Annotated in this window: 11 protein-coding genes and 1 pseudogene; 4 read left to right on the top strand and 8 right to left on the bottom strand. The window is 67.2% G+C overall.

From position 1 onward, the window contains the following. Positions 1 to 249 precede the first annotated feature (249 nt). Positions 250 to 551 (bottom strand): annotated as a pseudogene (locus BM536_RS13325) (hypothetical protein). Positions 552 to 699: 148 nt separating this feature from the next. On the opposite strand from BM536_RS13325, the gene BM536_RS13320 reads away from it, so the two are divergent. From BM536_RS13320 to BM536_RS13310, 3 genes are all read left to right on the top strand, one after another. Next, the gene (locus BM536_RS13320; protein ID WP_073496725.1) at positions 700 to 1,137 is read left to right on the top strand and encodes an Hsp20/alpha crystallin family protein; all 438 of its coding nucleotides are present in this window, start codon (positions 700 to 702) and stop codon (positions 1,135 to 1,137) included. A gap of 69 nt (positions 1,138 to 1,206) precedes the next feature. Then, positions 1,207 to 1,785, top strand: a complete 579-nt coding sequence (locus BM536_RS13315; RefSeq protein ID WP_425444629.1) for a DUF2267 domain-containing protein — start codon at positions 1,207 to 1,209, stop codon at positions 1,783 to 1,785. A 124-nt stretch (positions 1,786 to 1,909) separates the two neighbouring features. After that, complete coding sequence (locus BM536_RS13310) at positions 1,910 to 2,578, top strand: hypothetical protein (protein ID WP_079275132.1); 669 nt, start codon at positions 1,910 to 1,912, stop codon at positions 2,576 to 2,578. Here the strand turns inward: BM536_RS13310 and BM536_RS13305 are convergent. The 4 genes from BM536_RS13305 to BM536_RS13290 form a co-directional block, all read right to left on the bottom strand. Continuing rightward, complete coding sequence (locus BM536_RS13305; RefSeq protein WP_073496717.1) at positions 2,563 to 3,174, bottom strand: DUF5753 domain-containing protein; 612 nt, start codon at positions 3,172 to 3,174, stop codon at positions 2,563 to 2,565. The two genes, BM536_RS13310 and BM536_RS13305, sit on opposite strands and share 16 nt — an antisense overlap. A gap of 203 nt (positions 3,175 to 3,377) precedes the next feature. Beyond that, the gene (locus tag BM536_RS13300; RefSeq protein ID WP_425444640.1) at positions 3,378 to 4,166 is read right to left on the bottom strand and encodes a protein kinase domain-containing protein; all 789 of its coding nucleotides are present in this window, start codon (positions 4,164 to 4,166) and stop codon (positions 3,378 to 3,380) included. A 119-nt stretch (positions 4,167 to 4,285) separates the two neighbouring features. Beyond that, entirely contained in the window at positions 4,286 to 4,729 is a 444-nt protein-coding gene (locus BM536_RS13295) for a glycine-rich domain-containing protein (RefSeq protein WP_073496713.1), read from the bottom strand. A 146-nt stretch (positions 4,730 to 4,875) separates the two neighbouring features. Then, positions 4,876 to 5,370 (bottom strand): hypothetical protein, encoded by a 495-nt coding sequence (locus tag BM536_RS13290; RefSeq protein WP_143650911.1) that lies wholly within the window; start codon positions 5,368 to 5,370, stop codon positions 4,876 to 4,878. 198 nt (positions 5,371 to 5,568) lie between these two features. Between BM536_RS13290 and BM536_RS13285 the strand changes: the two genes are divergently transcribed. Further along, positions 5,569 to 6,843 (top strand): NsdA family TPR-like regulatory protein, encoded by a 1,275-nt coding sequence (locus tag BM536_RS13285; protein WP_073496721.1) that lies wholly within the window; start codon positions 5,569 to 5,571, stop codon positions 6,841 to 6,843. Here the strand turns inward: BM536_RS13285 and BM536_RS13280 are convergent. The 3 genes from BM536_RS13280 to BM536_RS13270 are packed head-to-tail and all read right to left on the bottom strand — an operon-like array spanning position 6,824 to position 10,925. Beyond that, positions 6,824 to 7,486, bottom strand: a complete 663-nt coding sequence (locus tag BM536_RS13280) for an HAD family hydrolase (RefSeq protein ID WP_073496710.1) — start codon at positions 7,484 to 7,486, stop codon at positions 6,824 to 6,826. The genes BM536_RS13285 and BM536_RS13280 overlap by 20 nt on opposite strands. Next, entirely contained in the window at positions 7,483 to 7,746 is a 264-nt protein-coding gene (locus BM536_RS13275) for a DUF397 domain-containing protein (RefSeq protein WP_245873545.1), read from the bottom strand. The genes BM536_RS13280 and BM536_RS13275 overlap by 4 nt, the downstream gene beginning before the upstream one ends. 23 nt (positions 7,747 to 7,769) lie before the next feature. Next, complete coding sequence (locus BM536_RS13270; RefSeq protein WP_073496706.1) at positions 7,770 to 10,925, bottom strand: DEAD/DEAH box helicase; 3,156 nt, start codon at positions 10,923 to 10,925, stop codon at positions 7,770 to 7,772. Positions 10,926 to 10,969: the final 44 nt, after the last annotated feature.

Here is a 10,969-nt window from a genome sequence, read left to right as displayed (position 1 = left end):
CTTGTCCTGGGCAGAGGTGTCGGGCTGAGGGACCGTGACCTCGGCGGGTGGTCGGCTGAAGAGGCTGCCTTGACCTGGGCAGCGGTGCCGGGCTGCAGGGGTTTTGCCTGGGCGGGTGTCGGGGCTGGCGGGGGTCGTTTGCCTGGGTGGGGGTGCCGGCTGAGGGGCCCGGGTGAGGCCGCCGCGTACGCCGAGGAGGCCGACCTCCGCGCGGACCGGCGTGAGGCCTCGACCCGGGCAGCCGTCGGCTCAGGCCCGGCGGTCCGCCACGGCCCAGGAGGCCAGCGCGACGGCGCCCGCCACCCCAAGCACCGACGGCCAGGCGCCCACCTTCTTGGCCAGCGGGTGGGACCCGGCGAACGCGGCGACGTACGCGACCGTCAGCGCGCCCGCGGCCTTCCCGCCCGCCCGCTCCCGCCACTGCTGCGCGGCCGCGGCCCCGCCACGGCGAGCACGGCCCCGCCGAGCGGCCGCTTCTTCGTCCACCGGGCCACGCCGTACCCGCCGACGAGGCCGCCCGCGGCGATCACCGAACTGGGAACCTTCGCCATGCCTGCCTCCTCGAAGTGGCTTCGAGGCTAACTCCCGGGCCGGGTGCGACGGCGTACCTGAGTCGATGCTTGTCAAGTTTCCTCCTTCGAGCTATATAAGAAGGCGTAGGGCATCGCACCTGAGGTCTGAGGAGAGGAGTGGACTGTGATGCTCATGCGTACCGACCCGTTCCGCGAATTCGACCGGCTCGCGCAGCAGGTCTTCGGCGCCGGAACCGGAACCGGCAACCGTCCCGCCGCCATGCCGATGGACGCCTACCGGTCCGGGGACGACTTCCTCGTCCACTTCGACCTTCCGGGCATCGACCCCGAGACGATCGAGCTGGACGTCGAACGCAACGTCCTCAACGTCCGCGCCGAGCGCCGTACCCCCGCCCCCGAGGGCGCGGAGCTGATCGTCGCCGAGCGCCCGACGGGCGCCTTCACCCGCCAGCTCTTCCTCGGCGACACCCTGGACGTGGACCGGATCGACGCCTCGTACGAGGCCGGCGTTCTCACCCTGCGCATCCCCGTGGCCGAGCGCGCCAAGCCGCGCCGCATCCAGATCTCGGGCGGTGACGGAGACCGCAGGCAGATCAGCGGCTGACGCCCCGCGTCCCCGCCACACCACCCCGCACGACCGCACCCGACCGGACTCAGAGGAGGAGCCCCGACGATGACGACGACCGCTCGGACGCAGACGCCGAGGACGGTGATCCCGGCCCCGCAGCGGCCTGTACGCGCGACAGTCGCGACAGTGATGAAGGACGACGACGGCCGGAGAGGCGGGCACCGGGACCGGGGCCCAAACGGGGACCTGGGCCGGGACCGGCCCCAAAACGGGGACCCGGACCGCGACTGGGGTGAACTGATCGCGTCCGTACGGGAGTCGGGTCAGTACCCGACCACCGCCGAGGCCGAACGCGTCACCCGCACCGTCCTCTCCGCGCTGGGCGGCCATGTGACGGGCGACGAGCGCGTGGCCCTGGCCCGTGCGCTCCCGAGGGAGGCGGCGAGGGTGATCGCGTCCCGGATCCCGGCGACCCGCCCGCAGTCGGCGCAGGAGTTCGTCGACACGGTGGCGACCCGGATCGAGGGCGCCACCCCCGCCACGGCCCGCTGGGACGTCAGCTCGGTCCTCGGCGTCCTGCCGAACCTGATCGGCGACGACCTGACCGACCGGGTCCTGGCCCAACTCCCCCCGGGCTACGCCCTGCTCTTCGGCCGAGCGGAACTGGCGGCCCGCGCGTCCTGACCCGCCCGCTTTCGGTCTCCCGCGCGCCGCCGCCGCGACGCACGGCAAATCCGCTGGCGGTGGCAGCGGGGCGGGGGAGACGCTGGAGGCATCCGCCGAGCGACCAGGACAGGCAGGCCCAGGGATGCGCACCCACCGCCCGACCGGCACCGCCCTCACGACCGTCCCGGACGCGGGCCACGACCTCCACCCGGACAACCCGACCGCCCTCGACGAGGCGACACGCACCCCCATACGCCGCCCCGAGCCTGACCCCGAGCCTGACCCCGAGCCAGGGCCCGAGCCAGGGCCCGAGCCCCACTCCGGTCCCGATCCGGAACCCGCCGAACACGCGAGGTACGCCGAGTACCTCCGCGCCCTCGCCGACGTCCCGCCCGCCGAGGAGCCGGCCCTGATCCGCCGCATCCTCACCGACCCGGACCCCCAGATGGCCGGCGCGGCGGTGATCCGCCACATGGACCGCCGGGGCGAGGCCCTGCACGCTTCCCCGTCGGCCACCTGGCACGAATGGGCGGACGGCGTGAGGGAGGCCCTGGGCCCGACCCCGCGCCCCTTCCTCCTCACCCGCCTGCACGAGTGGACGTACATCCACACCCTCACCACGTCCGACCACTGGGACCCGGCGCACCTGTCCACCGCCTCGGACTGGCTCCAGCGGAGACTCACGCAGACCCCGGGGATCCCGGCCGCCGCACTGGCGCACTTGGCCGAGCACGGCCGTACGAGGCGGGTGCGTGGGGCGGCGGGGAGGGGGCGGCTGACCGGGACCTTAAGCAGTCACCTGCTCCAGTGATCCAGGGCTTTCGAGATCAGTTCCCTGGCCGCGTCCCCGTAGCAGGCCCCGGCACTGATCGCATCGAACGCTTTGTCGTGCAGGGCGACTTCGGACGGCTCGGTGATGTCCACACCCCGGGAGACGAGTTCGTAGTCGACACGGCGTCCCTCGTCCGTCTCGAAGATGCTGAACGCCGGTTGCGGGATCACGCCCACCTCCGCGGTGCCGGAAAGGATCCCGAGGTTGAGCGAAGGAAGGCCGAAGTCACGAAGGAGCCGCTCCATCTGCTCACGCATGACCGACGCCCCGCCGATGTTCGTGTACAACCCCTGTTCGCCAAGGACGACGTCGTACCGGTGCTCACCGTCGTAGAGCACCTGCTGCCGCTCCATTCGCTTGGCCACTCCGGCCGGCACGTCATCGGGAACACCGAGAAACTCGACGACCTTCCGAAGTACTGCGGTGGCGTACGCCTCCGTCTGCAGCGTGCCCCAGACCATGGTGGGCACGAACGCCTTGCCGTACCGGGTCTCCTGGTACCAGCGGATCACCTCGTCCTGGATGTCTTCCGTACCGGTGGCCAGCCGCTGCTGCCAGGGGGTCATGTGGGTCATGTTTCTCTCCCTCTCGTACGCCAGGCGGGGGCGAGGCTGGGTGACTCGTCGACCAGCGTCAGGCTCTCGGCGTGCCGGTGAACTGGAGCGTCACGTCGTACTCCGCTTGGGCTTGTGAGAAGTAGATGCACGTGGCGCAAACCTTGACGCGCTCAAGGACCGGCGCACGTTGCGCAGATTCAGCCCAGCGGGCTTCGGCGGCATCAGCTCAGTGCTTTGCCCACCTCGTAGATCGTCGGTCGGTCCTCGGGAGCATGGCTGAGCATCGCCTCGATCAGTTGGCCCAGCTCACCGGGCACCTTCACGGGGCGGCGTCGGCCGTTCGCCACGGCTTCTCGCTGTACGAGGCGCGGGGCGTCGTCCGGATACTCGACCGCTCGCCAGCCGGTGGCGGAGATGAGCAGGGTGGCGCCGAGGGCGTAGACGTCAGCTGCCTGCGTCGGCTCGGCTTCGCCGGTGTCGAGCACACTGCGGGCGATCTCCGGTGCCTCGTAGTGGACGAGGCAGCCGCGGAACGGGAAGTCGTACCCCTCGGGCACGTGTCCGCCCCGTGCGAGGGCGAGATCGATAAGGTGCGTCCGCTCCGGCCCGACGATGAAGTGGGCAGGCTGCACGTCACCGTGTGCCCAGCCTTTGGCGTGGAGTTCGGCGAGGGCCTGGACGCATCCCAGCGCGACGCCGGTGGCCGGGGTGATCGACGAGCACGGTCTGCGGCAGGGTTCCCACAGCGCGTACAGGTCGGGCCCTTCGCGCCACGGCTGGAAGTTCCAGCTGCCGTGCTCCCACTCGCCGTAGGCGATTTCGTCGCGGCCGAGGCGATGAAGAACGGCGCCCTCGCGCGCAGGCGCGAGCGCAGTCCAGGGTTGGGCAGGCCAGTCGGCCGTAGGCGCGATCGGATAGCCGAGTTTCACGGCGTACCGGCCCAGATTGCTGCCCACCTCCCAGACCGTAGAGCCCCGCCGGTCGACGACCAGGCGTTGCGCTGTCGGCATGAGTGCGTCGAGCACGACGATCGGCAGGTCAGAGATCGAGGCGGACAAAGTCGTAGCTCCTTCCTGGCGAGCGCGGCCGGCCGAGGAGCGGAGGCCGGCCGCGTCCCTGTAGCTGTGAGCTACGCCTGACCGTAAGGGCGTCCGCAGTCCGAGTCGCACTGTGCGAGGTTCGTGCCGTTCACTGTCCACAGGTCGTCGAAGACCACGAACCCGGCTGCCTTCATGGCACGCGCCGAGGCGACGACCTTCTCCGGGTCACGGCTCCCTCCGCCCGGCTTCGGGTTGTGGTGCAGGTAGCGGCCCGCGTGCTGCTCGCACAGGGCCGCGTATTCCTTCGTGTGCAGGATGAGCGCGTGGAGGCCGAGGTCTACGTCGTCCGACGGGACCATGGGGACCGTGGCGGTAGCCGCTGAGACCGCGAACGCGACCGCCTGGTCCGCGATGAGTTCGGCACGCTCGGGGGGCTGTCCGTTGTGGGTGACCACGAAGTGGACGAGGCTCTCGAACAGTTCCTCACCCGCAAGCGCGCGTCCGGTCCGCTGATCGTTCGTCGTTGCCGTCATGTGCAGTCTCCTGGTGTGAAGTGGTACAGGACTCTTACTCGGGACCCCGATCGCCGAACAGGCCTGGAATGCGATCGGGAGTGGACGCGGAGGCCGCCCCGAACGGGGACGGAGCCGGGGAATCGGCGCCCGCTCGGAGCGGCCGGTCAGCAGACCTGTGCCGGTTCCACGAACCGCGACCGCCCCCTACGGATCAGGGCGACGATGGTTCGCGGCGCGCACAAGTCGCCCTCATACCGGGGTGGCACCACCCAGTACGTGCCAGGGGGCTGCTGATGGTCGAGGCGCGGCACCCCCAGATAGCTGCCGTGTCCGAGGCAGGGGGCTAAATCGCCGTACGCCCAGACCAGGCCGGCATGTCCCTGGACCAGGGCGTAGTACGTCCCGCCCGAGGCCCGACGGTCGTAGATGATCGAACCGCCGAGTAGTTCACCGAGCCCGACAGCCACCTCGTCGGCATTGTCGGACCCGACCGCTGAGTGGACGAGGTCGGCCGCGAGGCGAACGGCGGCGAAGTGCACACCGAGCGGCAACAACGCCACGCCTTGTGCGGCCCAGTCCATACGCGCCCGGTCCGGCGCAGGATGCGCCCGAGCGAGCCACCCGACGATGGCCCTGTCCAAAGCTGCTTGCGTGTCCATGGTGTGCTCCCTGTTGTGGAACTGCGGCCGGGCAGGGCATACAGATTCCAAGAGCGCTGCGTGACAATCGAGGACTTCCAGAGGTCCTAGGTAGGGCTTGCAGAGGGCCTACCTGACTCCCTGGGGATGACGCGGTGTCTCATATGGGACTTGCTGTGGGATGGTTGCACCGAGTTCGCGTCATCGGGAGGTGCCTCCATGCCTCGATCCGCAGGCAACATTCGTCTCAAAGCCGCTCGCGTGGCTGCCGGTTTCAACTCACAACAGGACTTGGCCGACGCCCTGACCGAGAGTGCGAAGCGCCTGGGCATTCGTGGGCTGTCGGTGGGAGTGCGTCAAGTCCGCCGCTGGGAGTCGGACAGTCCGCCATGGCCGCAACCGGACTGCCAGCGAGTCCTGACACACCTGCTGGGGCAGAACATGGAGTCGCTCGGCTTCACAGCCCCCTGGGGCGCGATAGGGCCGCAGCCCGGCCAAGCTCGACGCCCGTTCGTTGCGAACAGCGCCGCGGCGTCCGGGATGGCGGCAACACACGGGCGCGCTGCGGCGGTGCCCCAACCGCACACGGCTGGAACGGATTTCGAGGCGGTGACGCGATCTCACCGCAGGCTCTACTGGTCTGTTGCCCCCAGCACGCTGCACCCGGCGGTCGTCGCGCACACCGCGCTGGGTTGCGCATTGCTTCCTGAGACCGTGGACTCCACGCGGCGAACCGTCGCGGCGGCTCTCGCCGAGAGCTATCTCCTCGCAGGACGCATCGAATTCTTCGACCTCCGTGAACCGAGTACGGCCAACGAGACCCTCCTGATGGCGCTGCAAGCCGCGGCAGAGGCCGATGACCCACTGCTCGGCTCGGCGATCATCGCGCACATGGCGTTCGTCCCGGGATGGGCGGGCGACCGCGACGGATCCTCGGAGCGCATGACGGCGGCGCGTACGTACGCGCGGCGCGCTCCCGCGTCAGCCGAGTTCCTAGCCTGGCTCGACGCGGTGGAAGCCGAGTGCGAGACCCGCTGTGGCAACTCCCGCACCGCCCTCCACCTGATCGGTCACGCCGAAGACACGCTGAAGGCGGGCAACGCGAACCCGTCGCCCGCGTGGATGGACTGGTTCTCTCCTGCCCGTCTGGCGGCCTTCAAGGGAAACACGCAGCTCATCGCGGGCCATCTCCCACAGGCTCGAGAAACTCTGCTGGTAGCTCTAGATGCCATGACACCGACGGAGGACAAGCAGCGCACGGTCATCTTCGGCGACCTGGCCGCTGTCGAGGCGGCAGCCGGAGAGCCGCAGCGGGCGTGCTCGTACGCAGTCCAGGCTCTGGACCAACTCGCCCTCACCTGGTACGCCACCGGTATGGACCGCATACGTGAGGTTCGCCGGATGCTCGCGCCTCACCAGCACGAGCGCTGTGTCCGTGACCTCGATGACCGCCTGTATGACTGGCGGACGACCGTCAGCGCCCTGAACCGTTGAAGTCTCGGATTCTTTGCGGCAGTTCGAGGAGGCTGTCGACGCGGAACGTCGGCAGCTCCTCGGCCTCGGAACTGTTCCACTGGATGGTGGCCCAGGGGCCGCGCCGCACGAGCGCGGTGTGCATTCCCGCCTGCACGGCGGGGCGGATGTCGTTGTCGCACCGGTCACCGACGTAGAGGATTGAGTCGACGTCGAACGGCGCAGTGTCGGCGACCCGCTTGAAGAACTCGGGATCAGGCTTGCTGGCCCCCCAGTCGTCCGACGTACCGATCAGATCGACGTCACGGGAGAACAGCTCCCGCAGAATCCGTCCGGCCCGCACGGTCTGGTTGCCGGCGATCCCGAGCCACAGCCCGTCACCCCGAAGCCGAGCAAGAGCCGGCCGTACGTCCTCGTACAGATCCGTTTCCCCGAACAACTCGGGCTGCCCGGCAGCAGCCCGCTTCTCGCGCTCCTCGTACAGATCGAACCCGGGCCGAAACTTCTGAAAGGTCTCCCGATAGTCACGTCCCTGCGCGATGACGGCCCCGAACATCGCATGGAAGGTATGCCGCGGCACGCCCAGCCAGTCCGCCCATGTCCCGTACTCACGGGTCTCGTCGACCAGGCACTCACCGACATCAAAGACGACTGCACGAATCATGATGCGCAGGGTACTGAGGCGAGGCCTGGTGAGTCTCGGGCGGCCTCATGTGTGGGAACTGCGGAGTCTCGGGTGGGGCCCGATACGACGTGCTGGAACCGGTCCCGCTCACCCTCAGCCCACGGCCCCTGCCGCACAGCATGTACGAATGACCGCCAAGCAGTGCTCCCGACGGTAACGATGTGATCCCCCGCCCTCTTTGAGTCCCGCACCAGGGCTCCGCCGTAGGTCCCAGCACGCTCGACGCACTCGCCCCCCATCCCGACGTCCATTGGCCTGGAGGTCAGCTCGCCGCTACCGCCTTGGCGTAGCTCAGTACGTCTGCCGGGATCGGATGCGTGAGTCGCCAGGTGATGGCCATCGGCTTGCTGCCCTCGTGCTTCTCGTAGTCAGCAGGGCCTAGCAGCATCCATGGCTGAGCGCCGCCAATGTCGGTGGTTTTGTAGCGGCGGACGAACAGCAGCACCTTGCTGCCCTGGGCGACGTGTTGTTGGTACCGCAACCCCGTCGGAGACTTTTCCGAGGTCTGGTTCTGAGACTCCCAGTGGAAGTGGGTCTCGCTCAGCGCGAAGTCACGGTAACGCGTTTGAGGAGAGAAGTCCTTCTCGTCCTTCTCCAGGGTAATGAGGAGCGCGTCGGTCTTGATGGACTCGCACCACTTTACGCCCTCACGGAAGTCGGCCGGCATGAAAGCCTCGATGTCGGCCTGTCCGAGTGCGGGCAGGATCTCTTCGCGGCTGTATGAGGCATGCACTGTCAACGGAATGCCACGCTCACCCGACACCTCGAGGAGTGGGATGGGGACGTGCTCGGTGTGGGCGAGGTTGTGCTCCAGCACCTGGCGCAGCTCGCTGCGAACGGCACGGTGTTTCCGAAGAGAGGCAAACCCCGCGTCGTAGCTTGCATAGCCCTTTCTGGTCACACCGCCCACCGGCCAGAGCTGGAAGAACAGCATGCGCGCGTATGCCTGCAGCTGCTCGTCAAGGTCACTGTAGGCAGGGGCATCGTCTTCCAACATGCGCGTGTACGCCTCCACGCGTAGCGGATCGTCGACGTGGAGAAAGGCAGGCACTCGCTTGAGGAGTGCAATCTCGCCTTCGGGTGCCTCGCGGTCCATCAGGCCGGCGCGGCGCAGTAGTCCCGTCCAGGAATTCCCGCTGCCCCGGTACACCTCCTTGATGTCTCGGCCGCTTTCGTCCAGGTAGCGGCTGAGACGCGCCTCACCGTAGTCAGCGACTTCGCGCGCCAACGTAGCCACGTTGACGCTGAGCTGCTCCTTGATGTTGGTGATGATCCGCTGCTTCACCTTCTCCTCTAGCAGGATCGCGCAGCCGGAGGGGAGTTGCGGGAAGTCATGCTCAAGGTGGTCCAGAAGCCGCTTGCGGGTCAGGTTGGTGAGAGCGCGGAACTGGTTCTCGAAACGGAACTCCCTGCGGTGCTGGCCAATGAAGTCCAACACGGTCAGTACCGCCTTGTTCTCGGAGCGACGAAGCCCCCGGCCAAGTTGCTGGAGGAACACGGTCGCGCTTGAGGTGGGGCGGAGTAGGAGCAAGGTGTCGACATCGGGGACGTCGACCCCTTCGTTGAAGAGGTCGACTGAGAAGATCACCTGCAAGGTCCCTGCCTGTAGGTCCGCCAGCGCCTGCCGTCTCTGATCAGTCGGTGTCTCCCCTGACACGGCGACGGCTTTGAAGCCAGCTGAGCGGAAAGACTCCGCCATGAAGTGTGCGTGAGCGACCGAGACACAAAATCCCAATGCCCGCATATGGTTGGGGTCTGACACCTTCTCCTGAACAGCCTGCACGACGAGGCCCGCGCGAACCTTGTTGGCTGCGAGGACGTTGCTCAGTGCGCTCGCATCATATGCCCCGCGCTTCCACTCCACAGCGCTCAAGTCAGTGTTGTCGCTTATGCCGAAGTAGTGGAAGGGGCAGAGAAGTTCGTTGTCCAGTGCCTCCCACAGCCGCATTTCGGCGGCAATGCGTCCGTCAAAAAACTCGCCCTGAATGTTCTTCCCGTCCATGCGTTCGGGCGTGGCAGTCAGGCCGAGCAACTCCAACGGCTGGAAGTGATCGATGATCTTCCGATACGTCGGTGAGGTACCGTGGTGGAACTCGTCGATCACGATGACGTCGAAGTGGTCTGGATCAAGGCGATCTAGTGCCCGCGCATTGAGTGACTGAACACTGGCGAAGACGTGTGTCCAGCGCTCCGGAATTTCGCCACTGAAGAGGGACTCGCCGAAGTTCGCGTCAAGCAGGATTTCTTGGTAGGTACGCAGAGACTGCTGCAAGATCTCCTTACGGTGAGCGACGAAGAGAAGGCTCAGATCACGGCCATGCCTCTGACGGAGGCGCTTGTAGTCGAGAGCCGCCATGACGGTCTTGCCTGTGCCCGTTGCGGCTACCAGGAGGTTGCGGTGCCGATCGTGTACCTCACGCTCGACGTCAAGGCGCTCGAGCATGTCGCGCTGATACGGATACGGCCGTACCTCGAAGCCCGACAAGGTGATGGGTCGGTCCGCTGAGGGTGCGCCGCCCGCTACAGCCAGCGCCTCCTGGAGACGGCTGCCGTCAGTGTCGGGGTCGTACATCTCGAAGGTGGGGTCACTCCAGTACGACTCGAACGTTGCCTCGAACTTCCGCAGGACATCGGGCGTAGCTACAGAGGACAGGCGCACATTCCATTCCAGCCCGTCGAGGAGTGCCGCTTTCGATAGGTTCGAACTGCCGACGTATGCCGTGTCGTAGCCGCTCCTTCTACGGAACAGCCATGCCTTGGCGTGTAGCCGAGTCGACCGCGTCTCGTAGTTGACCTTGACCTCAGCGTTGAAGTCTCGCACCAAGCGGTCCAGGGCTCGTCGCTCGGTGGCGCCGATGTATGTAGTGGTCAGGACCCGTATCGGTACGTTCCGTGCGTTGGCTGCTTGCAAGGAACGCTCTATGACCCGCAGTCCGTGCCATTTGACGAAGGCGCACAAGAGGTCCACCTGGTCAGCGGTCGCCAACTCCGCCCGTAGTTCGAAACCGAGACTGGGGTCTTCGGGGGCGTTAGTGAGGAGCGCAGTGTCCGAGAGTGGGATGCCGGGCCGTACGGCAAACACTCCTGGTGCTTCCTGCTGCGTCATAGCCAAGAGCTGTCGAGGACCTTCGGCGACAAGGTCCACCCATTCCTGTGCGCCCTCAAGTGTGCTGATGGACTCCAGGATGTGGTTCGCGGCGTGCACGCGATCACCCGCAGGTAGGTTCCGCAACACCTGCTGCACGGTGCGAGAGACGTGCCGAGCGAGCACATGGGGGACCGACTCGGGCCCGACGGGGTCGCTCACCGGGTGCCAACCAAGCTGGGCGAGCTCGTTGAGCTTCTGCTCGAAGCGCAGAGTGATCAGTTGCTCGTACAGGCCCGAGACGGGGTGGGACAGGTCCTCCAGCTCAGACATGCGAGCTCCCTTGATCGCTCGGGCAACTGGCTCATGTCTAACAG

The organism is Streptomyces phaeoluteigriseus, assembly GCF_001896135.2.
Lineage (GTDB): Bacteria > Actinomycetota > Actinomycetes > Streptomycetales > Streptomycetaceae > Streptomyces > Streptomyces phaeoluteigriseus.
The sequence above is the reverse complement of the archived record's forward strand: the minus strand, read 5'-3'. Positions and strand labels throughout refer to the sequence as shown.

Bases quoted from the DNA above. Each gene is read 5' to 3' on its own strand.
- BM536_RS13290 (WP_143650911.1), bottom strand. From the start codon at position 5,370: ATGGACACGCAAGCAGCTTTGGACAGGGCCATCGTCGGGTGGCTCGCT.
- BM536_RS13285 (WP_073496721.1), top strand. From the start codon at position 5,569: ATGCCTCGATCCGCAGGCAACATTCGTCTCAAAGCCGCTCGCGTGGCT.
- BM536_RS13270 (WP_073496706.1), bottom strand. From the start codon at position 10,925: ATGTCTGAGCTGGAGGACCTGTCCCACCCCGTCTCGGGCCTGTACGAG.
- BM536_RS13310 (WP_079275132.1), top strand. From the start codon at position 1,910: ATGCGCACCCACCGCCCGACCGGCACCGCCCTCACGACCGTCCCGGAC.
- BM536_RS13320 (WP_073496725.1), top strand. From the start codon at position 700: ATGCTCATGCGTACCGACCCGTTCCGCGAATTCGACCGGCTCGCGCAG.
- BM536_RS13275 (WP_245873545.1), bottom strand. From the start codon at position 7,746: ATGGGGGGCGAGTGCGTCGAGCGTGCTGGGACCTACGGCGGAGCCCTG.
- BM536_RS13295 (WP_073496713.1), bottom strand. From the start codon at position 4,729: ATGACGGCAACGACGAACGATCAGCGGACCGGACGCGCGCTTGCGGGT.
- BM536_RS13305 (WP_073496717.1), bottom strand. From the start codon at position 3,174: ATGACCCACATGACCCCCTGGCAGCAGCGGCTGGCCACCGGTACGGAA.
- BM536_RS13315 (WP_425444629.1), top strand. From the start codon at position 1,207: ATGACGACGACCGCTCGGACGCAGACGCCGAGGACGGTGATCCCGGCC.
- BM536_RS13280 (WP_073496710.1), bottom strand. From the start codon at position 7,486: ATGATTCGTGCAGTCGTCTTTGATGTCGGTGAGTGCCTGGTCGACGAG.
- BM536_RS13300 (WP_425444640.1), bottom strand. From the start codon at position 4,166: ATGCCGACAGCGCAACGCCTGGTCGTCGACCGGCGGGGCTCTACGGTC.